The sequence below is a fragment of the Pseudomonas sp. Pseu.R1 genome, from assembly GCF_045764065.1.
GTDB lineage: Bacteria > Pseudomonadota > Gammaproteobacteria > Pseudomonadales > Pseudomonadaceae > Aquipseudomonas.
In genome coordinates this window covers 1,683,965-1,705,074 of sequence record NZ_JBJGEE020000001.1, presented here as the reverse complement: position 1 = coordinate 1,705,074, position 21,110 = coordinate 1,683,965, and the positions used below count along the sequence as shown (strand labels likewise).

Below are 21,110 nucleotides of genomic sequence, written 5' to 3'. Positions count from 1 at the left end.
AAGCGTCAGGTCAGACAAATCAGCTTGAATGACCCACCGCTTTCGCCAGCAAGCCGGCTCCCACAGAGACCGAGTTCGTTTCAATATCCGCTCAAACCGCGCGAACCAGGCTGCGCAGCGGCACTGTGCTCTTGACCACTGGCGACTTGATCACGATGTAGCTGAAGTACTTCTCGATCCCGATGTTCTTGTCCAGGATCGATTCCATCAGTTCCTGATAATGCGCGATGCTGCTGCACAGAAACCGCACCAGATAGTCATACCCGCCGCTGATCAAGTGACACTCCAGCACTTCATCGATGTTGCGAATGCTCGACTCGAACTTCACGAAGTCGGCACGCTTGTGGTCGGAGAGTGTCATCTCGGTGAAGACTGTTACCGAATTGGCAAATTTGGCCAGGTTCACATGGGCTTCGTAGCCGCTGATGTAACCTGCCGCTTCAAGGCGTTTGACCCGCTGCAGACACGGACTGGGCGACAGGCCCACGGCCTCGGCGAGGCTGACGTTGGTCATGCGCCCGTCTTTTTGCAGTTGGACCAGGATGTTGATGTCGATTCGGTCGAGCTTGGTTGCAGCGTCCATTGATCAATCCTCGCACTTTCAATTCGGGTCGAATCCGGGCACCTTCCTCAGGCCAGCAATGCCTTTTGATGGGCATGGGCAAGGTCGGCGAGGCTGGCGTATTCACAGCGCTTGCCGTCCATTGCCTGAGGCGAATGGTTCCACGGCAGGTCCAGGCCGCGGCGTAGTGTGCAGACCGGAAAGTCCACCCGGTCAGTCCACGGGTCGTCGCTTTCGGTACTGCGCACCGGTAACAGCTCTGATCGCTCCAGGCCCAGGCGCTGCAACGCGCGTTCGAGGCTGGCGTGCCAATCGTCCGCGCCGGGTTCGATGATCGCATCGAATTCAACCGGCAAACGGCGGCCCAGTGCCTGCACATCGATGCCCTGGGGTGGGGCGATCAGTATCAATCGGTAGAACTTGCTCAGGTACTGCAAGGCACCCGGCGCGTCCTCAAAAATCGGCCACTGGGCCGAAGAGCTACCAAACGCCACACTCTCATCCCAGCCGGGAATGATTTGCAATTGTTGCGCCACACGCTGGTAAAGCTGGCCGTGAAATGCCGTTGCAGTGACCGGTGCCCGCGAGGCCGCCAGCTCCTGCGCCACATGGCGGTAGGTGCTGAGCAATTGCGCGTCGCTGGTCACGGCATCGCTTTGCACTGCCAAGGGACGCAGGCCTTCGAGAATGCCCCGTTCGCGGTCAACCAGGGTCGCGTATGACAGGCCCAACGCCTTGTACTGGGTGACTTTCATGCTTGTGCTCCTGAACGACGAGTGACGGTTTCTTCCTGATTCATCCCCGAACCCGACACTGCCGAAGCAGGCCGGGTCCGACGATTTTTGCAGCCGATCAGCAGGCAGCGGCGAGTGCCTTGTCGAGCATCTGCAAGGCTTCTGCCACCTGCTCTGAAGTGGCCACCAGTGGCGCGAGGAAGCGCACCACGTTGCGGTGCACGCCGCACTTGATCACCAACAGACCGGCATTGCGGGCTTCGTCGATGACCTTTTGCGCCAGCGCCGCATCGGGGCTTTGGCGAGCGTCATCAGCGACCATTTCGATGGCCTGCATGAAGCCCAGACCGCGGACGTCACCGATACGCGGGTAGCGTTTTTGCAAGGCGAGCAAGCCTTCGTTGAGCTGCGCGGCGAGTGTCTCACCCTGACTCAGCAGATCCTGCTCTTCGAACAGGTCCAACACGGCCAGCGCCGCAGCACAAGCCACTGCGTTACCGCCATAGGTGCCGCCCAGACCGCCCGGCGTTGGCGCGTCCATGATCTCGGCGCGACCGACCACGCCCGACAGCGGCATGCCACCGGCCAGGCTCTTGGCCACGGTGATCAGGTCCGGCTGAATGTCGGCGTGCTGGAAACCGAACATCTTGCCGGTGCGGCCGAAACCGGCCTGAATTTCATCGAGAATCAGCACGATGCCGTGTTGCGTGCAGCGCGCGCGCAGGGCTTGCAGGAATTCTTTCGGCGCGGCGAGGAAACCGCCGTCACCTTGCACCGGCTCGATGATGATCGCGGCCACGCGGTCGGGTGCGACATCAGTGGCGAACAGTTCGTCCAGCTCGGCCAGGGCATCCTCGCTGCTGATGCCGCGATAGGCGTTCGGGTAAACGGCGTGATAGACCTCAGCCGGGAAGGGGCCGAAGTTCTGTTTGTACGGCTGGCTCATGCCGGTCAGGGTCACGCCCAGCAGGGTACGGCCGTGGAAGCCGCCACGGAAGGAAATCACTGCCGTGCGGTTGGTGTAACCACGGGCGATTTTGATCGCGTTTTCCACCGCTTCAGCGCCGGAAGTAAAGAGCACGCTTTTGTAGTGCGCGTCGCCGCCGATCATCGCGTTCAGGCGAGCAGCCACCTGAATGTAATTTTCGTACGCCACGACTTGAAAGCTGGCATGGGAGATTTCACCGACCTGACGGCGCACCGCCTCGACCACTTTGGGGTGGTTGTGGCCGACGTTGAGCACGCCGATGCCACCGACGAAATCCAGGTAACGCTTGCCGTCCACATCCCACAGCTCAGCCCCTTCAGCGCGCGCAGCGACCACCGGGTGAGCGGTGGCGATTCCACGGGGTACATGCTGCTCGCGCAGGGCCAGCAGGCGTTGGTTTTCAGTCAGTGCAGAATTCATCTCGATCTCCGTAATGCCGGGGTGGCGGGTGATGGAATCAGGATAAGGATTGCCCGGAACCACAAGCGCTGAAGTTCGGGCGGGGAATGGGGGGATCGGTTGTTTTGCGGGGGCGTTTCGAAATATTTCGCTGCGGGGGATTGGTAGCGATGCAGCGACTGGAGGAGAACCCTTGTGGGAGATTCTATGTTGTCTGGTCAACTGCATTCGTCGGGACGCCGCCCGCACCAAGGCGGCTCCCACGATAACCGCGCCGGATCCAGGCCGTTTGTTCGCCGCCGAACCTGTGGGAGCCGGCTTGCTGGCGAAGGCGGTGTGTCATTCAAAGATGTTTTGTGACCGTACGCTTTCGCCAGCAAGCCGGTTCTCACGGGTGATGAGCGTTACACTCCAGCCCGAGGCACGACGATGGTGTCTTCCGGGTGCAAACGCATCATCATCGGCGAACCAATCGGTGGCAGATTGAGGTTGCCTTCGTGGTGGCTGGCCTGGCGCAGGCTGACGGTCGGGCCGCCTTCGAGGTCGACGAACACCTTGAGGCTTTCACCCTGGAACACAATGTCCGAAACCCGACCCCGCAGACGGTTCCACTCCGGTCCGGAGGCGGCGTTGTCCAGCAGCAATTTTTCCGATTGCAGGGCCAGGAACACATCCCCTGAAGCGGGCACCGGACGAGTGGTGCGCAGGGTCGTGGCGCCCAGTGTCAGGCCGTTGTCGGCGCTCCGTTGCAGCGGCACCAGGGTGCTTTCGCCGATGAAGCTGGCCACGAAATCGTTGGACGGATGATCGTGCAAACGGCGCGGGGTATCGACCTGCACCAGTTGCCCGCCGCGCATGATCGCGATGCGGTCGCTCATGGTCAGGGCTTCGCGCTGATCGTGGGTCACGTAGATCATTGTCGCGCCGAGACGCTTGTGCAGGGCGCGCAGTTCAATTTGCATGATCTCGCGCAGTTGTTTGTCCAGCGCTGACAGCGGTTCGTCCATAAGAATCAACTTTGGTTCGAAGACAATGGCGCGGGCCAGTGCCACACGCTGACGCTGGCCGCCCGAAAGCGCCGCGATGTTGCGGTCCTCGTAACCGGCCAATTCCACGGTCGCCAGTGCGCTCTTGACCCGGTCACGACTCTTGGCTGCGCTCTCGCCGCGAGCACGCAGCGGGAAGGCCACGTTTTCGCCCACGGTCATGTGCGGGAACAACGCATAGTTCTGGAACACCACGCCGATTTCGCGCTTGTGCGGCGGCATCAGGGTGACGTCGCGCTCACCGAAGAAAATGCTGCCGGAGCTGACCCGGATGAAGCCGCCGAGAATGCTCAGCAGCGTGGTCTTGCCCGAGCCGGACGGGCCGAGCAATGACATGAATTCCCCGGCCTCGACCTTCAGATCGACGTTGTTCAACGCCTTGAGGCTGCCGTAGTGCTTGCACACTTTGTTGACGCTGACCGATTCAAAACCTTCAGTGAAATTCATGGAGCGTCCTCTATGCAGAAGGGGTGGGCCCAAAAGGTCTGCCTGTTATCTGAACACAGCGGCAGATCCGGTTCGTGCTGTTTTGCGCCGCCGGAAAAACACGATCTGCTGCCCGTCGGCGTTTACGCGCATGAGTGATCAGCCAAGGCCACCGATGTGCCAAGCCTTCACTTCGAGGAACTCGTCCAGACCGTACTTGGAGCCTTCGCGACCGGTGCCCGATTGCTTCATGCCGCCGAACGGCGCGACTTCCATGGAGATGATCCCGGTGTTGAGGCCGACCATGCCGAATTCCAGTCGCTCGCCCACGCGCCAGGCGCGGCGCATGTCCTGAGTGAAGTAGTAAGCGCCCAGGCCGTACGGCGTGGCGTTGGCCAATGCCAGGGCTTCGGCCTCGTCCTTGAAACGGAACAGCGGGGCGACCGGGCCGAAGGTTTCTTCAGTGGCCAACAGCATCTCGGCGTTCGCGTCGCGCAGCACCGTTGGTTGCACGTACAACCCTTCACCTTGCGGTGCGCCGCCGATGGCGATGCTCGCGCCTTTTTCCAGCGCATCGCTGATGTGGCGGGCGACTTTGTCCACCGCTGCCGCGTTGATCAGCGGGCCGATAGTCACGCCACTTTGCAGGCCGTCGCCGACTTTCAACTCCGCCACGGCGGCACTCAGACGTTCGGCGAAACGGTCGTAAATGCCATCCTGCACCAGAATGCGGTTGGCGCAGACGCAGGTCTGTCCGGCGTTGCGGAATTTGCTTTGCATCACCCCGGCAATCGCCAGGTCCAGATCGGCGTCATCGAAGACAATGAACGGCGCGTTGCCGCCCAACTCCAGACTCAGGCGTTTGATGGTCGCGGCGCACTGGCTCATTAGCAACTGGCCAACGCGGGTGGAGCCGGTGAACGACAACTTGCGAACGGCGGGGTTAGCGGTCATCTCGCCACCGACGCCAGCAGGCAGGCCGGTGAGCACATTGAATACGCCTGCCGGGATGCCCGCGCGCTCGGCCAACACGGCGAGTGCGAGGGCGGACAGTGGGGTCATTTCCGAGGGTTTGACCAACACCGGGCAGCCTGCGGCCAGGGCCGGTGCGCATTTGCGGGTGATCATCGCGTTGGGGAAGTTCCACGGGGTGATCGCGGCCACCACGCCAATCGGCTGTTTGAGCACCAGAATACGGCGGTCGCCGGTAGGTGCGGGGATGGTGTCGCCGTAGATACGACGGGCTTCTTCGGCGAACCATTTGACGAAGCTGGCGCCGTAGGCGATTTCGCCACGGGACTCGGCAAGCGGTTTGCCCTGTTCGGCGGTCATGATCAGGGCCAGGTCTTCCTGGTTGTCCATGATCAGCTTGAACCAGACTTCCAGATACTTCGCCCGCTCGGCGGCAGGCACCTCACGCCAAGTCACGAAACGCGCTTCAGCGGCTTCGATGGCGCGGCGGGTTTCGGTGGCTTGCAGGGCAGGCACGCGGGCGATGATGCTGCCGTCGGCGGGGTTGGTGACGTCGAGGGTGGCGCCGTCATCGGAATCGATCCACTGGCCGTTGACATAGGCGCGTTCGACGAGCAGGGAAGGGTCACGCAGTTGGCTTTTCAACATGATCAGGGGCCTTGGGTGCGAAGGATGGCTTTATTTTAAAAACGACCCGCCAGTGGCCGATGCCGAGATGGGCCGGAGAGCGGGTGATTGATGCTGAATTGCAAGGAATGACGGCAGGCTGTGCTGGGGGAGCGGAGCGACGAGGCTGTTGTGGGAGCCGGCTTGCTGGCGAAAGCGGTGTGTCAGTCACTTGGTGTTGAATGACCCACCGCATTCGCCAGCAAGCCGGCTCCCACAAAGATTGCGTCGTGCTCTCACAGGGTATTTCGGTCAACCTTGCTTATTGCGCCCGGCAATCACCACCAGAATCAACGAAGCCAGAATCAGAATCGAGCTGATCGCCGCAATCGTCGGGTCGATCTCGTCGCGCAACGCAGTGAACATGCGCTTGGTCAGCGTCTGGTTGTCGCCACCAGAGATGAACAACGCCACCACGGTCTCATCCAGCGAGGTGATGAAAGCGAACAGCGTCGCCGAGACCACGCTCGGTTTGATCTGCGGCAGGGTCACGGCCATGAATGCGCGGAAGCGGTTCATGCCCAGGCTGCGAGCGACCATCTCCTGCGACATGTCGAAGTTCCGCAACCCGGCCAGCAGGGCAATGATCACGTACGGCAATGCCAACATGATGTGCGCCAACACCAAGCCCGTCATGGTGCTGATCAGCCCCACCCGTGCGTAAACGAAGAACACCCCGGCGGCGATCAGAATGATCGGCACCATCATCGGCAGCAGCAACACGATTTGCAGCGTGCGCACCACCTTCAGGCTGGAGTTGTTGATCGCGTACGCTGCCGCCATGCCGATGGGCAGGCTGATCACCATGGTGAAAAACGCGGTGATCAGGCTGACCTTGGCCGCCGACATCCACTCCACGCTGGTGAAGAAAGCCTCGTACCAGTGAAGCGACCACTGCTTGGGCGGGAACTGCAGAAAGCGCGCTTCAGAGAACGACATCGGCACCACGATCAGCACCGGGATGATCAGGTACAGCAGGATCGCGATGACCACCACGGTGAACAGCAGGTGCGACAGTTTGAGATGACGCAGTTGAGCGAACGGATTCATTTAACGTGCTCCCAAAATGCGTTCGATGGGGATGAAGCGGTTGATGCCCCAGAAGATCAGGAACACCACGAACAGCAGCACCAGACCGACCGCACTGGCCGCGCCCCAGGCGTGATAAAGCTCGACGTTGCGTTGCACCAGCATCGACACCAGGATCGTGCGCCCGCCACCCAGCAGCTCAGGGGTGATGAAGAAGCCCAGGCAGATCACGAACACCAGAATGGAACCGGCCATGATCCCCGGCGCAGCCATCGGCAGGAACACTCGGCGGAAGGTGTAGAACGGCTTGGCGCCGAGGCTTTCCGAGGCTTGCATCAAGTCCTGCGGGATCTTTTTCATCACTGAATACAGCGGCAAGACCATGAATGGCAGCATCACATGCAGCGTGCCGATCACTGTACCGGTGGTGTTGTGCATCAGGTTCAGCGGCTGGTCGATGATGCCAAGGTCCATCAGCGTCTGGTTGACCAGACCACGACGTTGCAGCAGCACCAGCCAGGCGTAGGAGCGCACCAGCACGCTGGTCCAGAACGGCAGAATGACGCAGATCAGCACCAGGTTGGCCCAGAAGCCATGCAGGCGCGAGGCGGCGTAGGCAATCGGAAAGCCCATGACGATCGACAGGATCGTCACCAGAAAACTGATCTTGAAGGTCAGCGCGAAGGTGTCCCAGTAAATGGTTTCCTGAAAGATGCGCAGGTAGTTGACCAGCGAGAAACCGTCTTCGGTCTGCACCGACTGAAACGCCAGCCAGCACAGTGGCATGATCAGCAGCACCACGACCATCACCAGCGCCGGAGCCAGCAGCAACAGCATCGAGGTGTGCTCCTTGCGTTCCTCGCGGACCAAAGCCTGTTCGTTGGCCAGGGGCTGTGGATCGCGGTCGCTTGCGTCAGGCAGTGATTTGGCGAGATAAGCGTTGGACATAGAACCTCCCATTACTTTTTCTGAACGAAGGACAACCAGCGCTCTTCGGCTTTCACACCGGCATCCGATGCCCACCATTGCGCGGACAGCAGGGCCTGACGGGAAATGTTTTCAGGCGACGACGGCAGCTTCGCGGCACGGTCTGCCGGGATCGTGCCGGTCTTGAAGGCTTCGGGGTTGAGCGGGCCATAGTCGATGATCATCGGCAGCGCGGCTTGCAGCCTGGCGTCGATGGCTTCGTTGACGAATTTCATGGCGGCCGCCTTGTGCGGGGTGCCTTTGAGCACGCACAGCGAGTTGGTTTCCAGCACGCCCTGGTTGTAGTCGAACGCCACCGGCGCGCCTGCGGCTTGCACGGCGGTGATGCGACCGTTCCAGGCCTGAATCATGTCCACTTCACCGTCGCTGATGAGCTGTGCGGACTGACCGCCGGACGTCCACCAGGTGGCGATGTCGGGTTTGATCTGCTCCAGCTTCTTGAACGCGCGATCGACGTCCAGCGGGTAGAGTTTGTCGGCAGGCACGCCATCGGCGAGCAGAGCGATTTCCAGGGTTGGGCGCGGCAGGTTGCGCAGGGAGCGTTGGCCCGGAAACTTCTTGGTGTCCCAGAAATCGGCCCAGGTCTTGGGCGCCTTGTCGCCTTTGAAGGCGTCGGTGCGATAGGCCAGGACCGTGGAATAGCTGATGTAGCCGACGCTGTAGTCGTCCTTCAGCGCAGCGGGGATTTGCGCGGCATTGGGCACCAGCGCCGGGTCGAGTTTTTCGAACAAACCTTCCTGCTGACCTCGCACGCAATCGCCGGTGGGCAGGTCGACCACGTCCCAGGTGACCTTGCCGCTCTCCACTTGAGTCTTGATGATCGGGTAGGCCTTGGGCGAGCTGTCCTGTTTGAGGGTCAGGCCCAGCTTCTTCGCAGCCGGTTCCAGAATCGCCTTGCTCTGGGCCTCCTGATAAGCCCCCCCTTGAGACACGAATGTGATGTCCTCGGCGAAGGCCTGGGTGGTGCTGCCAATCACAAGTGCCAGACTTGCCAGCTTCAAAGCGTTGCTACGGGGTGTGGTCATAAACAGGACTCCGAATGGTTGGCAGATGTCTGGAGGAGTGTCGGTCGCTCTGCGGGACCATGGAGACTTAATGTACCGGCATGTCCATAACGGAAGCGGTCATAAATGCGCCGCGCAAAAGTGCTTTATTGCGAAAAAGTGAAGGTCGACGGCATCTCCTGCGCTTGCTCGGATGGAATAAGGCTCACAGACGAGGCTGACATTTCTGACAGGTGTCTGAACCAAAACTGAACAGTTTTCTTGATACAAGAAGAAAACCTTTGGATACCTGAACTTATCTGCGTTTTCTCCCTCTCATGCCGGTAGCCATTGATCGCGGCGGCCTGATAAGCTCGCGGCTTTACTCGTTTGCCCTTTCGGCGCATGAACAAGGAAACAGGATGAAACAGCATCGGTTGGCAGCGGCGATTGCCCTGGTCGGTCTGGTACTTGCGGGCTGCGACAAGCAAGCCGCTACCGTTGAACTGAAAACCCCGGCACAAAAAGCTTCCTACGGCATTGGCCTGAACATGGGCAAGAGCCTGGCTCAGGAAGGTATGGACGATCTGGATTCCAAAGCGGTAGCGCTGGGTATCGAAGACGCCGTCGGCAAGAAAGAGCAGAAGCTCAAAGACGAAGAGCTGGTAGCTGCCTTCGGCGAACTGCAAAAACGCGCTGAAGAGCGCATGGCCAAGATGAGCGAAGAGTCGGCAGCCGCCGGCAAGAAATTCCTCGAAGAGAACGGCAAGCGCAAGGAAGTCACCACGACTGCTTCCGGCCTGCAATACGAAATCATCAAGAAAGCAGACGGTCCTGTACCGAAGCCGACGGATGTCGTGACCGTTCACTACGAAGGCAAACTGACTGACGGCAAGGTGTTCGACAGCTCCGTCGAGCGCGGCAGCCCGATCGATCTGCCAGTCAGCGGCGTGATTCCAGGCTGGGTCGAAGGCCTGCAACTGATGCACGTTGGCGAGAAGATCAAGCTCTACATCCCGGCTGATCTGGCCTACGGCGCGCAAAGCCCAAGCCCGATGATCCCGGCCAACTCGGTGCTGGTCTTCGATCTGGAACTGCTGGGCATCAAGGATCCGGCTGCTGCAGGTAACGACGCTGCTGCCGCAGGTGCTGACGAGGAAGAGGAGGCCGCTCCGGCCGCCGAACCTGCCAAGCCTGCTGCCAAGAAGTAATCGCCTCCCGATTGCCGCTTGAACGAAATGCCCCGTCTCGACGGGGCATTTTCATTTGTGTCGAAATAAAATCGAACCGGACAGGGCGCGGGCAGTCCCAATACCGTCACATGACTGAGTAAATGTCGGGAATTGTTGATCGCGACGACAGGTTTCAAAGTGAGGCTCGATAGCGTCAGCGACTGCACAAGTCAACGTTTTGTTGTGTTTATCGATGTGAGTAAAAAACACGCGATTTAAGCCAAGGCCCTGTAAAACGGGCGTTTCAGCGTGGAAAAACGACGCTGTTCACAAGGTTATCCACAATTTGTGTGGATAACCCTTTACGCGTGGTGAACGGCCATGTCCGAGTAAGGCCTTCCCGTTGAGGCGCTTGACCGATTGGTCGATTTTTATCGAGTCTATATCGACATTGCTGGAGTCATCATGAAAGCACCCTGGAATTTCATTCGTTTTCTGCCCGGCGCCAGGCGCCTGCTGGCAGCGGGGCGTTTGCCTGCGTTGTTGTTCGCCGTGGCGGGCAAAGCGGCCAGTGAGGGCAATCGCCTGGGCAAGCTCAAGGACGATCTGAAGCTGCTGCAGGCGCTGTGTCTGGCGTATTGGCGGGGTGAGTACAGGGCCATCAGTGGCAAGGCGATTCTGTCGGTGGTCGCGGGGCTGATGTACTTCCTGAGTCCGTTGGACGCGATTCCCGACTGGATTCCGGGGCTGGGCATGCTCGACGACATCGCCGTGCTGGCCTGGGTCATGAAGAACCTCGACGCAGAGCTGAGCGCGTTCCGTGCCTGGCGTGAGCGGCAGACGCCGGAGAAGCTGGCAGTTGTAGAACGCCTGCCTGCGACGCAGCAGTTGCTGGAGCAGGAGAAGAAGGATTGATTGGGGCCTAGTGCACAACTTCAAATGGCTTGCGGAATACCTGTGGGAGCGAATTTATTCGCGAGACGTGGGGGCAACCGACGCAGCGCTGTCGCCCGAACGATTTTTCGCGAATGAATTCGCTCCCACAGGGCCGCGATTGCTGCGCGACAGCGCGGCGTCTGAACGACTGGCGATCTCCCAAAGGTCAGAGTCGTGCGCATCTCAATCTTCACAAAACGTCGCTCCTGAGAAAACTCTGTCGATAGTTCGCACGCCTTCTGCTGTCATCCGCTGTTAAGATGCCGCAATACAAAGAAAAAGCTTACAAGCAAGGGCTTCTCGTCCTACAGGGGGTGGTATGGATCTTCAGGTTATTTCTCGCGATGGAGAACCAGAATACGCGGTGCTGCCATGGGCGCAGTATCAGGCCCTGTTACAGGCCGCCGGGGTGTCCCGCCCGCAAACCGCTGCCAACGCCGCTCAGGCCGCCCATCAGGCGCCTGCTGAGGATCTTCCTGCACTCGATCAACTCGGCGCGCTGCGTCAGGCCAAGGGGCTTGAGCTGAATCAACTGGCGCGCTCGGTCGGCATCAGCCCTTCGTATCTGGAGTTGATCGAAAACGGCACCCGTCAACCCGATCTGGCGATCCGACGAAGTCTGGCGTGGGAGTTGGGTGTGCCGGGCTGGCGAGGTGAGTCATGAGCGTGCGGATCAGCCGTCAGCACTGGGAAGCGCTTCTGGCTGAACTGGATCTGGCGCGTCGGCAACGTCACCTGGTCACGTACCGTGCGTTGCTGGAGCGTATTCAATTGCCCGCTCCGGCGATGCAAACTCTGGCTGCCGCCCTTGAGCACCTGGCGGCTATCGATGCCCGCGCCGAGCAGCCCTTGCGCAGTTCGCTGGTCATCAGTCAGGGCGCCAGCCGCCTGCCGCGTACTGGCTTTTTCGAATGCGCCGAACGGCTGGGACGTTTTACGGGGCCTTCCGATGGTGTCGCTGCGGCGTCGTGGCACGCGGCGGAAGTGGTGCGGGTGTTTGAATTCGAGTACTCGGAAGAGGCGAAGCCGGAGTAGCTTCACCTCTGCGAAAGGGCGCAAGAATGTCGCCGTTCATGTGGGAGCCGGCTTGCTGGCGAAAGCGTTGGGTCAGTCAGGGATAAGCCGGCTGACAGAATGCATTCGCCAGCAAGCCGACTCCCACAAGGTTGGCGTCAGTTTCGCCTCTCCAGTGTCAGGGCCTCAGCTTGCCGCTTGTTTCTACGGTATCGATCACATGCACACTCGCCCCCATCACATCCTTGGCGTAATGCTTGGCCTGTGACGCCAGTTCCGCCAACTGGCCGGCGTCCAGCGCGGCGCAGGCCTCGGGACGCAGGTGCACCACGCCCACTGACAACGACAACATCGGAAACTCCTGACGCTGCCCCTGACGATTGAGCGCCACGAAACAGCCCGCTTCCAGATGCTCGGCGCGGTAAAAGCGGCGGCACTGGTTCTGGAAGTCTTCCAGCAGCAGGTTCAAACGTTTGCGCCAGTCTTCCGAGCCCAGCACCATCAGAAAATCATCGCCCCCGATATGGCCGACGAAGTCGCGGCTAGGGTCGATGCGATCGTTCAGGCAGTGCGCCAGGCACAGCAGCACTTCGTCGCCACGGCCGTATCCGTAGATGTCATTGAACGGTTTGAAGCTGTCGATATCGACGTAGCAGATCATCGATTCCTGCCCTTGTTGCAGCATGCGCGTGAGGCATTGCTGGATCGGCACGTTGCCCGGCAACAGGGTCAGCGGGTTGGCATAACGGGCCTGTTGAATCTTCAGTTCGGTGATCAGTTTAAGCACGTCAATCACTCGCCCCAGGCCCAGGTAGACACCGTTGCGCATGATGATGAAGTCTTCTTCGATCCTCTGCCGGGCGCGGCTGGTGATCAAACGGCTGACCTGTTGCAGCGACTGGCCCAGCTCTACGGCCAGAAAATCATCGCTCATCAAGCGGCTGATCGGCTTGCGGGCATAGATTTCGGTAGCGAACGGCTGCAACAGCACATCCGACAACGAATGCCGGTGCACGATGCCGATGGGGTGCCGCTTTTCATCCAGCACGGCCAGTGAGTTCAGGTTGGCCTGCCGACGAAAGGCTTCCAGTACCGTCGCGGTCGGAGTGGTCTGCACCACGGCTGGCTGGTTGTCGAGCAGGGCGCTGAGATCGCTGCCTTCCTCGTTGAATACAGCCGCGCCGGGGTCGATCTTTGGCAGCAGTGCGCGTGCCTCGCGGGGCGGGTGTTCTTGCGGACGGCACAGCAGATAGCCCTGAACCAGATCGACGCCCATGTCGATCAGTACCGCCAGTTCTTCCTGCAATTCGATGCCTTCGGCGATCACCAGCGCACGGGAGGCCTTGGCCATTTGCAGCATGGAGCCGACGAACTCGCGCTTGACCGCGTCCTGATGAATGCCGTCGATGAAGTGCCGGTCGATCTTCACGTAATCCGGGCGCAGTTCCGACCACAGGCGCAGGCTCGAATACCCCGCACCCAAGTCATCCAGCGCAATGGAGAAACCCATGTCGCGGTAGTGGTGCAGCGCGTTGTAGAGCAACCCGAAGTCGTCAGTGGGGGTCTGCTCGGTCAGCTCGATCACGACGCGATTCGGCGCGATGCCGTAGCGTTGCAGCAGTTGCAATGTACGCCCTGGCGGGTGCGAGGCTTCCAGCAGGGATTCGGGGGAGATGTTGAGGAACAGCTTGCCGTCGAGTTGTTGCTCGCTGAACCGCCGACACGCTGATTCGCGACAGGCCAGTTCCAGCTCGCTCAACCGACCGGCCTGACGCGCCACGGCGAACAGGCTGATGGGGGAGTGCAGGGCGCTGTTGGACGGGCCACGGGTCAGGGCTTCGTAGCCGAGAATACGGCGATCCGACAGCGACACGATGGGCTGGAACAGGCTGTGCAAGTCGCGGTGAGTCAGGATTGCACTCAAAGCGCTCAGCTGTTCGGTCACGGTCATGGCAATCTCAAGGCAAGAAAAAGGGCCCGACGCTTTCGCGCCGAGCCCGTATTTCACGACAGATTCATGACTGTTTGATGACGCTTTGCCATCATCTCGTCATGTTTCACGAGCTACATGTGAACCTTGTAGCAGGATCACCACTGTCCGTTGATCGTTCCCACGCTCCGCGTGGGAATGCGCCCTGTGACGCCCCGCGTCACGCCGGGGGACGCAGAGCGTCCCGGGATGCATGCCCACGCAGAGCGTGGGCACGATCATTTCTGTCGACTCACTTCTTTGCCACAGACCCGCTCAGACTCAGGTAGTCGAGCAGAATCCGGCCAGTCTCGGCCAGGTACGCGTCGTCTTCCGGTTTGGTCTTGTCGTCGTCCACCGGCAATGCGTCTTCGTCTTCTTTCTTCAGTTCCTTGAGCGGTTCTTCGCCCTTGGCCTTGCGACGGGTGTTTTCCATCACCAGTTGCTTGCCTTCGACGTCGGCGTGCTCGGCACGGCGCTCGGCTTCGTTGAGGCTGACGGTCTTCTCACTCATCAGTTTCTTGGCCAGCGCCAGTTTCTGCTCGACGAACACGAATTCAGCGTCTTTGGCCGAACGCACGTCATGACGCGCCTGCAACTGAGCCAGGAACGGCTTGAACGGATCGGCTGCCGGTTTGATTGCCGGTTTGATGGTGTCGTAGGTCATCGCTTCCGGCAGTGCGCTTTCGCCGATTTCCTTGGTGTCGATGATCGACGGGTAGGCGATGTCCGGCAGTACGCCCTGATGCTGGGTGCTCTGACCGGACACCCGGTAGAACTTGGCCAGGGTCAGTTTCAGTTCGCCATGGTTCAGCGGCTGAATGGTCTGCACGGTGCCTTTACCGAAGGTCTGGCCACCGATAATCAGCGCGCGGTGATAATCCTGCATCGCACCGGCGAAAATCTCCGACGCCGAAGCGGACAGGCGGTTGACCAGCAGCGCCATCGGGCCTTTGTAGAACGCGCCGCTGTTTTCATCTTCCAGCACGTCAACCTTACCGTCGGCATTACGCACCAGCACGGTTGGGCCTTTGTCGATGAACAGGCTGGTCAGCTCAGTGGCCTCTTGCAGCGAACCGCCGCCGTTGTTGCGCAAGTCGATGACCACGCCGTCAACTTTCTCGGACTGCAATTCAGTCAGCAGCTTCTTCACGTCGCGAGTGGTGCTCTTGTACTCCGGATCGCCCGCGCGGTAGGCCTTGAAGTCCAGGTAGAACGCGGGAATCTCGATCACACCCAGCTTGTAATCCTTGCCGTCCTGATTCAGGTGCAGGATCGATTTCTTCGCCGCTTGTTCCTCAAGCTTCACCGCTTCACGAGTGATCGAAACGATCTTGGTGGTCTGATCGTTCGGCGCGTTGCTCGCCGGGATGATTTCCAGACGCACCACCGAGCCTTTCGGACCACGGATGAGCTTGACCACTTCGTCCAGACGCCAGCCGATCACGTCGACCATCTCTTTGTCGCCCTGGGCGACGCCGATGATCTTGTCGGCGGTTGCCACCTGCTTGGTCTTGGCGGCAGGGCCGGCTGGCACCAAGCGCACGATTTTGACGTTATCGTTGTCGCTTTGCAGAACGGCACCGATGCCTTCCAGCGACAGGCTCATGTTGATGTCGAAGTTTTCCGCACTGTCAGGCGACAGGTAGTTGGTGTGCGGATCGTAGGACATCGCGAAGGTGTTCAGGTACGCCTGGAAGATGTCTTCGCTGCGGGTCTGTCCCAAGCGCGCCAATTGGTTCTTGTAGCGCTTGGTCAGGGTTTCCTGAATCTTCGCCGGGTCTTTGCCCGCGATCTTCAGGCGCAGGACTTCGTCCTTGACGCGCTTGCGCCACAGGTCGTCGAGCTCGGCCTCGTTCTTCGGCCATGGCGCGTCCTTGCGGTCGACCAGCAAGGTCTCGTTGGTGTTCAGGTCGATCTTGTCGACGCCTTTGCTCAACTGCGCCAAGGCAAAATCCAGACGCGACTTGATGCGGTCCAGATAGCGCTTGTAGATAGTGAATCCCGGGTTCAGATCGCCGCTTTTCAGGAAGTCGTCGAACTGGAAACGCCACTTGTCGAACTCGGCGATGTCGCTGGCCAGGAAGTAGCTGCGCGCCGGATCGAGGAGCTTGAGGTAGCTCTGGTAGATGATTTCCGAACGCTTGTCGTCCAGCGGCGGCTTGCTGTAGTGGTGGCGCTTCAGCAGCTCCACGACATTCAGACTGGCGATGACTTCATCGCGATCAGGTTGAAGGTTGTCCCAGCTATTGGCTGCGAACGAACTGGCGGACATTGGCAAGGCTGCCAGGCCGATGAGTAATGCAAGGGTGGTGCTGGGCAACAAATGCTTCATGCTGATTCGACGCGTGGACAATGGATAACGCATAGTAGGCCGTCTTTGAGGTCGCCGGTTCCTGTCGTACTGCAAAAAAGTTCGACGGGAACCCGGTCGAATAATGCAAAAAGCCCGAACGCCGCGAGGTGCGTCGAGCTCAGTCCAAGAGTCACTATGGAGGCACCGTGAAAGCATTGCAAGGCGTTGAAGGTCACGTGGAATGGGTTGAGCAGCCATCACCGACGCTCGATGTAGGACAAGTCCGCATCAAGGTGGCGGCCGCAGGTCTCAATCGCGCCGATTTGTTGCAGCGCGCCGGTCTTTATCCACCTCCGCCGGGCGTCACCGACATCCTGGGTATGGAGTGCTCAGGCGTGATTGCCGAGGTGGGTTCCGGCACCTCCTGGAAGGCTGGAGACCGCGTCTGTGCGCTGGTGGCGGGCGGCGCGATGGCCGAGGAAGTGGTGGTCGACGCACGGCATGTTTTACCGGTACCAGAGGGCATGTCGTTGCATGAAGCGGCGGGCATCCCGGAAGTCTATGCGACGGCTTGGCTCAATCTGTTCCAACTGGCCGCGCTCAAGCCCGGCGAAAAAGTGTTGCTGCACGCCGGAGCAAGTGGCGTTGGTTCAGCTGCCATTCAGCTGTGCAAGGCCTTTGGTAACCCGTGCTGGGTCAGTGTGGGCTCAGCGGGGCGATTGAAATATTGCGAAGACCTCGGCGCCCAAGGCGGTGTCATTCGCGACGAAAGCCTCGATGGCTTGAGCGACTTCGGGCCATTCAATGTCGTCCTCGACCCGGTCGGCGCCAATTACGCGGCGCTCAACCTGAAAGTGCTGGGCACTGATGGCCGTCTGGTATTGATCGGCCTGATGGGGGGGCGCAAGGCCGAACTCGATTTGGCGTTGGTGCTGGGCAAGCGCATCCAGATCCTCGGCTCGACCCTGCGCAGCCGTGATGATCAGTTCAAGGCCGATCTGCTGACTGACCTGGGTCAACACGTCTGGCCGCTGTTCACCGAAGGCCGCTTGAAGCCGCAACTGGCGCGCAGCTTTCCGATCAATGAGGCCGAAGAGGCGTTCGCGGAGCTGGCGAGCAATCAGGTGTCGGGGAAGGTCGTGTTGGTGATTGATAGCGACCTGATCTGACCCGCTACCGGCATGTCATCCAGCCCGACCGGCGGTAGCCCCTACTGTCATTTCTGACAGTAGGAAAACTCGGTCAAACGGTTCTCAATGGAGCCCTGTTGCGCTGCGGTCACCGATTGAAACCGGACGGCCGCGCGTGTCATCGCAGGGAGACGGGCGGGATGGCCAGGGACTGGATGGGGCGTGTGTGGAAAGCACTGACGGGGGGCGCGGTGCGCGCCAATCTGGTGGCTGCCGAGGTGCCCGCCATCGTTGATCCGAACGATCCTGATGGCGTCGTTGCGACGGGCACTCATCTTGACGATCTTGAGGTGCAAATCCCTCTCTGGGCAGTGCCGGCCGATCCGGGAGAGACCGATCTGCTGGAGCTCTTCTGGAGCAATGATCCGTCCGGTCAGCCGGCTGACGCCATACGCTTTCCAGGTCCGATAGACCCCAGCCTTTTTCCCGTGTCCATGCGTGTCGACAAGGCATTCCTTCAGCCTGATGGTCGATACCAAGCCTGGTATAGCGTGACGAATGATGTCGGCTCGGTCGTGTCGTCTGATTTCAGGATCGTGACGATCGATACTCGCCCTCCCGGCTATAACCAGCAACTGCGTGCATTGCTGCTGCCCGCTGATCTGACGGGCAGCATTACAGACGCTTATCTGGCCAGTCACAACGATCAGGTCGAGTTGCGTTTGCCGACGCCAGTGTATCTGGACGCTGAGGAAGGCGATGTGGTGGACCTCTACTGGTCGCAGAACAACCCTCCGACATCGAGCGTGGTTGCCAACAAAACCGTGACTCAGGCAGAAATCGATGCGGCCGACATCCGGATCAATCTGCCGGGGGATGCCATTCGTGCACCCGGCAGGGATGGCAATTATTACGCGACCTATAAGGTGCGGGATCGTGCAGGGAACGAGTCCCTGACATTCTCCCGGGAAACCCTTGTGTCGGTCATGCTCAAACCCCTGCCTGGCGGTGATTTACCAGAGCCTGAGTTCCCGGACACAGGGCTTGATGGGTATATCAACTGCTCCCATGAGCCCTGGAAAGGGATCCGGGTCAGGATCGCGTTCGTGCGCAACCTGTTCGAATTTCAGGATGAGATCACGCTTTTCTGGCAGGGCTATAGAACCCTGAACGGCAAAGACCCCATTGCCGGTACCGAGGGCACCTTTTTCAGAACCGTCAGTGCACAGAATGTGGCGGACGGCTATCTGGACATTCTCGTAGAGCCCTTCATTCCTCATATCGAGCCCATGATCGAGGGCTCTGCCGTGGCGGTCTATCAATTGGTGAAGTTCAGTGGCCAGTCCGGTGGCTCGTACGAGGGACTGGTGAAGATCAACCGAAAATGGCCCGACGGCGAGGTGTGTGGGCCGATCCGGCTGACGGGATTGAAGGGCGCCAGTCACCGCCAGGGGTGCAGCTTTTGTCGTCGATGCCGTAGTTTTCTCGCGCGCCTGTTTCGAGCACAGGGACGTGGCGGTAGATAACAGTAGTACAGGGAAATACAGGGCGTTCCGGGCTCGACTGGCGCGCATCACGTCAAGGAGAAACGACATGGGTAGCAAAGTAGCGAGTAAACCTGACTTCCTGCGGTGGGAGTTGGCGCGCCGGGTGAGTCAGGAGAAAAAGATCAAAGGCGGCGCGGGTATCCTGGTGTTGGTTGCTCCAATATTGCCTGACTGGTGGAATGGTGATACGCAATTCGCCGGTCTGGTACCGCGAGACGATCAAGAAAGTGATATGGAAGTCCTCATTCCCGAATGGCCAGGCAGCGCAAGTCAAGGGGAGACAGACAGGTTGACGTTTCAGTGGCGCCGCCAGGGATCGCCTACCTGGACGGACTCCCAGGCTCCAATCGATGTGCCTGGTCCGCTGAATCCTGACGATTTTCCAATGCCGTTGATGTTAAGCCAGGCCGCGTTCAAGGACGAGGGGACGTTTGAGCTGCGTTATCGTGTCGTGATCGATATCGGGTCCGAGGACTTTTCCACCATAACGGCCTTTATTATCGATAAAACTCCACCCAACAATAACCAGTCGCCGACGGCATTGACGTTCGACGATCCGTCAGTCATTTCCGATGGCATCACAGGTGATTATCTGGCAAACAACGGTGGCGTGGAGATCACGATCCCGACTTACAGCGATAAACAGCCGGGTGACTCGGTAGAGATTTATGTGCACAACGAAAATACCGTGCCTACTCAGCCTGTTTACAGTGCCGATGTCGGTACGCCGCAGACGGTCAAAATACCCGCCACTGCTTTCGATGGTTTGCGCGACGGCACGATTTATCTGTACTACCGGCTGGTCGACAAAGTGGGAAACCGGGGGCCAATCTCCGATAACGCTGAAACCGGTCTATTCATCAAACCCCTGCCTGTACTGCCTCTGGCCGCACCTACGGTGCCCCGGATCGCCGATGACAATATCCTGAATCTTGACGATGTCGCGCAGGGAGAGGATCTGGTCAAGGTCGCGTTGTACGGAAACTGGCTAGAGCACGACATTGTGGAACTCACTTGGGGAACGGCTTCGGTGCATGCGACCCATGAGGTGTTATCCGCTGAAAACCCCATGACCCTGATTGTTCCCTACCCGACGATTCTTGCACCTGCGTATGGTGCGGCAAAGGGGCCACTGGATACAGCGATCAGATATGTGGTCAGACGAGGTAACAAGACGTTCGCGTCGGCCGAGACGACCATCAGTGTCGATTTCTTCGTACCGGGTCCGGTCAACCCGGACAGGCCTCGCCCCGTAAATCCCAACTTGCCTCAAGTCACGGTCAGGGGGACAGGGGCAAGTCCGGAAGACAACGTTTTGAATGAGGAGGATGTCGGTCTGCCCGTGGAGGTGACTGTTGACCTGTACGATCCGATCGGTCCGGGAGAGCAGATGATTCTGTACTGGTACTCGCTGGACAACGAGGTGGGCAAGCTGTCTCCGGTGACGGGGAATCCAGGGGATCCCTATACATTCAACGTGGCATGGGACGACATCAAGGACCTGCCCAGCGCGACTGATATTCCGGTGTTTTACACCGTAGGACTGGTCAGCGGAGCGGGTAACATCGAAGCCTGCGTTCCGACATTGGTGGACGTCAGTGCGGCGTTGCCGATCAAACTGGCGACACCAGAGTTCCCTGATGCGGGAGAGGCGGCCGATGGTTCACCTGCGCTGAACTGCTCCTCTTACATCGGGCCCGATCAGCATGTTGTCATCGATATTCCGGGGAATGCGCCACTTCTGAAGGGGGGAGAGAAACTGACCTTCACCTGGCAGTGTTATAGCGACCGGCTAGGTACGATTGAGGCCGGAACGCCCCAGGAAATCATAAAAACCTTGAGCCCTGTTGAAGCGACCGATGGTTACAGCTTCAACACCGGGCCTTTCGATGACTACATCATGCCTGTGGGCCGCAACGGGGCTGTCCGTCTGACGTATGAATCGGATACTACGCCTGTCATGCAAGGAGAGGCGTTCATCCGTGCCGGTGCCGAAAACGCTGGGGGGGTATGTCCTCCCAACGCACGTCGCAGGCGGTGAGCGTCGTTCGTGGTTTTTCTTTCAGTCATTCCAGATATGACAAGCCGCAGTGGTGCGGCTTTGTCATGTCTGAGTGGGGAGGGCAGGTGAATTGAAGGATGAACGGCATTAAATAGCTATTGTGGGAAGCTACTCTCTAGTAACTAGGAAACATCCTACATATCCGCCGGATCTAGGATTGTAACTTGTGCGCCTTTGTCCTTCGGCGTCTTT

General features: G+C 59.5%; 17 protein-coding genes. 7 read left to right on the top strand and 10 right to left on the bottom strand.

The window, feature by feature from the left end; genetic code table 11:
* Window positions 1-91: 91 nt before the first annotated feature.
* From ACI5GA_RS07945 to ACI5GA_RS07910, 8 genes are all read right to left on the bottom strand, one after another.
* Entirely contained in the window at window positions 92-583 is a 492-nt protein-coding gene (locus tag ACI5GA_RS07945) for an Lrp/AsnC family transcriptional regulator (RefSeq protein ID WP_404631562.1), read from the bottom strand.
* A 47-nt stretch (window positions 584-630) separates the two neighbouring features.
* Window positions 631-1,317 carry a hypothetical protein gene (locus tag ACI5GA_RS07940; protein ID WP_404631560.1) on the bottom strand — a complete coding sequence of 229 codons (687 nt, stop codon included), beginning with the start codon at window positions 1,315-1,317 and terminating at the stop codon, window positions 631-633.
* Between the two features lie 97 nt (window positions 1,318-1,414).
* Window positions 1,415-2,704, bottom strand: coding sequence for a 4-aminobutyrate--2-oxoglutarate transaminase (gene gabT, locus ACI5GA_RS07935; RefSeq protein WP_421422450.1), 1,290 nt, complete (start codon window positions 2,702-2,704; stop codon window positions 1,415-1,417).
* A gap of 383 nt (window positions 2,705-3,087) precedes the next feature.
* A complete protein-coding gene (locus tag ACI5GA_RS07930; RefSeq protein ID WP_421422449.1) occupies window positions 3,088-4,176 on the bottom strand; it encodes an ABC transporter ATP-binding protein in 1,089 nt (362 codons plus the stop codon).
* A 138-nt stretch (window positions 4,177-4,314) separates the two neighbouring features.
* A complete protein-coding gene (locus ACI5GA_RS07925; RefSeq protein WP_421422448.1) occupies window positions 4,315-5,775 on the bottom strand; it encodes an NAD-dependent succinate-semialdehyde dehydrogenase in 1,461 nt (486 codons plus the stop codon).
* A 270-nt stretch (window positions 5,776-6,045) separates the two neighbouring features.
* Window positions 6,046-6,843, bottom strand: coding sequence for an ABC transporter permease (locus ACI5GA_RS07920; protein ID WP_404631552.1), 798 nt, complete (start codon window positions 6,841-6,843; stop codon window positions 6,046-6,048).
* The gene (locus ACI5GA_RS07915; RefSeq protein ID WP_421422447.1) at window positions 6,844-7,770 is read right to left on the bottom strand and encodes an ABC transporter permease; all 927 of its coding nucleotides are present in this window, start codon (window positions 7,768-7,770) and stop codon (window positions 6,844-6,846) included.
* 11 nt (window positions 7,771-7,781) lie between these two features.
* The gene (locus tag ACI5GA_RS07910; protein ID WP_421422446.1) at window positions 7,782-8,834 is read right to left on the bottom strand and encodes an ABC transporter substrate-binding protein; all 1,053 of its coding nucleotides are present in this window, start codon (window positions 8,832-8,834) and stop codon (window positions 7,782-7,784) included.
* A gap of 380 nt (window positions 8,835-9,214) precedes the next feature.
* On the opposite strand from ACI5GA_RS07910, the gene ACI5GA_RS07905 reads away from it, so the two are divergent.
* The 4 genes from ACI5GA_RS07905 to ACI5GA_RS07890 all read left to right on the top strand — a co-directional run bounded on the left by ACI5GA_RS07905 (window position 9,215) and on the right by ACI5GA_RS07890 (window position 11,935).
* The gene (locus ACI5GA_RS07905) at window positions 9,215-10,003 is read left to right on the top strand and encodes an FKBP-type peptidyl-prolyl cis-trans isomerase (protein ID WP_404631546.1); all 789 of its coding nucleotides are present in this window, start codon (window positions 9,215-9,217) and stop codon (window positions 10,001-10,003) included.
* Window positions 10,004-10,429: 426 nt separating this feature from the next.
* Window positions 10,430-10,879, top strand: a complete 450-nt coding sequence (locus ACI5GA_RS07900) for a YkvA family protein (RefSeq protein WP_421422445.1) — start codon at window positions 10,430-10,432, stop codon at window positions 10,877-10,879.
* A 340-nt stretch (window positions 10,880-11,219) separates the two neighbouring features.
* Window positions 11,220-11,564, top strand: a complete 345-nt coding sequence (locus ACI5GA_RS07895; RefSeq protein ID WP_404631542.1) for a helix-turn-helix domain-containing protein — start codon at window positions 11,220-11,222, stop codon at window positions 11,562-11,564.
* Window positions 11,561-11,935 carry a hypothetical protein gene (locus ACI5GA_RS07890; protein ID WP_404631540.1) on the top strand — a complete coding sequence of 125 codons (375 nt, stop codon included), beginning with the start codon at window positions 11,561-11,563 and terminating at the stop codon, window positions 11,933-11,935. The genes ACI5GA_RS07895 and ACI5GA_RS07890 overlap by 4 nt, the downstream gene beginning before the upstream one ends.
* Window positions 11,936-12,092: 157 nt before the next feature.
* Here the strand turns inward: ACI5GA_RS07890 and ACI5GA_RS07885 are convergent, their stop codons facing one another.
* Together ACI5GA_RS07885 and ACI5GA_RS07880 are read right to left on the bottom strand one after the other, a co-directional pair.
* Window positions 12,093-13,865, bottom strand: a complete 1,773-nt coding sequence (locus ACI5GA_RS07885) for a bifunctional diguanylate cyclase/phosphodiesterase (protein ID WP_421422444.1) — start codon at window positions 13,863-13,865, stop codon at window positions 12,093-12,095.
* A gap of 271 nt (window positions 13,866-14,136) precedes the next feature.
* Window positions 14,137-16,218: a carboxy terminal-processing peptidase gene (locus ACI5GA_RS07880; protein WP_404631536.1), complete on the bottom strand. Its 2,082-nt coding sequence runs from the start codon at window positions 16,216-16,218 to the stop codon at window positions 14,137-14,139.
* 167 nt (window positions 16,219-16,385) lie between these two features.
* On the opposite strand from ACI5GA_RS07880, the gene ACI5GA_RS07875 reads away from it, so the two are divergent.
* The 3 genes from ACI5GA_RS07875 (at window position 16,386) to ACI5GA_RS07865 (ending at window position 20,897) form a co-directional block, all read left to right on the top strand.
* The gene (locus ACI5GA_RS07875) at window positions 16,386-17,348 is read left to right on the top strand and encodes an NAD(P)H-quinone oxidoreductase (protein ID WP_404631534.1); all 963 of its coding nucleotides are present in this window, start codon (window positions 16,386-16,388) and stop codon (window positions 17,346-17,348) included.
* 161 nt (window positions 17,349-17,509) lie between these two features.
* Window positions 17,510-18,835: a hypothetical protein gene (locus ACI5GA_RS07870; protein ID WP_421422443.1), complete on the top strand. Its 1,326-nt coding sequence runs from the start codon at window positions 17,510-17,512 to the stop codon at window positions 18,833-18,835.
* Window positions 18,836-18,902: 67 nt separating this feature from the next.
* Window positions 18,903-20,897, top strand: coding sequence for a hypothetical protein (locus ACI5GA_RS07865; RefSeq protein ID WP_421422442.1), 1,995 nt, complete (start codon window positions 18,903-18,905; stop codon window positions 20,895-20,897).
* Window positions 20,898-21,110 lie beyond the last annotated feature (213 nt).

What these genes read in the sequence shown, in the direction of transcription:
- ACI5GA_RS07920 (WP_404631552.1), bottom strand. Translation starts at nt 6,843, where the DNA reads ATGAATCCGTTCGCTCAACTGCGTCATCTCAAACTGTCGCACCTGCTG.
- ACI5GA_RS07880 (WP_404631536.1), bottom strand. Translation starts at nt 16,218, where the DNA reads ATGAAGCATTTGTTGCCCAGCACCACCCTTGCATTACTCATCGGCCTG.
- ACI5GA_RS07915 (WP_421422447.1), bottom strand. Translation starts at nt 7,770, where the DNA reads ATGTCCAACGCTTATCTCGCCAAATCACTGCCTGACGCAAGCGACCGC.
- ACI5GA_RS07905 (WP_404631546.1), top strand. Translation starts at nt 9,215, where the DNA reads ATGAAACAGCATCGGTTGGCAGCGGCGATTGCCCTGGTCGGTCTGGTA.
- gabT (WP_421422450.1), bottom strand. Translation starts at nt 2,704, where the DNA reads ATGAATTCTGCACTGACTGAAAACCAACGCCTGCTGGCCCTGCGCGAG.
- ACI5GA_RS07885 (WP_421422444.1), bottom strand. Translation starts at nt 13,865, where the DNA reads ATGACCGTGACCGAACAGCTGAGCGCTTTGAGTGCAATCCTGACTCAC.
- ACI5GA_RS07870 (WP_421422443.1), top strand. Translation starts at nt 17,510, where the DNA reads ATGGCCAGGGACTGGATGGGGCGTGTGTGGAAAGCACTGACGGGGGGC.
- ACI5GA_RS07910 (WP_421422446.1), bottom strand. Translation starts at nt 8,834, where the DNA reads ATGACCACACCCCGTAGCAACGCTTTGAAGCTGGCAAGTCTGGCACTT.
- ACI5GA_RS07940 (WP_404631560.1), bottom strand. Translation starts at nt 1,317, where the DNA reads ATGAAAGTCACCCAGTACAAGGCGTTGGGCCTGTCATACGCGACCCTG.
- ACI5GA_RS07930 (WP_421422449.1), bottom strand. Translation starts at nt 4,176, where the DNA reads ATGAATTTCACTGAAGGTTTTGAATCGGTCAGCGTCAACAAAGTGTGC.
- ACI5GA_RS07925 (WP_421422448.1), bottom strand. Translation starts at nt 5,775, where the DNA reads ATGTTGAAAAGCCAACTGCGTGACCCTTCCCTGCTCGTCGAACGCGCC.
- ACI5GA_RS07890 (WP_404631540.1), top strand. Translation starts at nt 11,561, where the DNA reads ATGAGCGTGCGGATCAGCCGTCAGCACTGGGAAGCGCTTCTGGCTGAA.
- ACI5GA_RS07900 (WP_421422445.1), top strand. Translation starts at nt 10,430, where the DNA reads ATGAAAGCACCCTGGAATTTCATTCGTTTTCTGCCCGGCGCCAGGCGC.
- ACI5GA_RS07865 (WP_421422442.1), top strand. Translation starts at nt 18,903, where the DNA reads ATGGGTAGCAAAGTAGCGAGTAAACCTGACTTCCTGCGGTGGGAGTTG.
- ACI5GA_RS07895 (WP_404631542.1), top strand. Translation starts at nt 11,220, where the DNA reads ATGGATCTTCAGGTTATTTCTCGCGATGGAGAACCAGAATACGCGGTG.
- ACI5GA_RS07945 (WP_404631562.1), bottom strand. Translation starts at nt 583, where the DNA reads ATGGACGCTGCAACCAAGCTCGACCGAATCGACATCAACATCCTGGTC.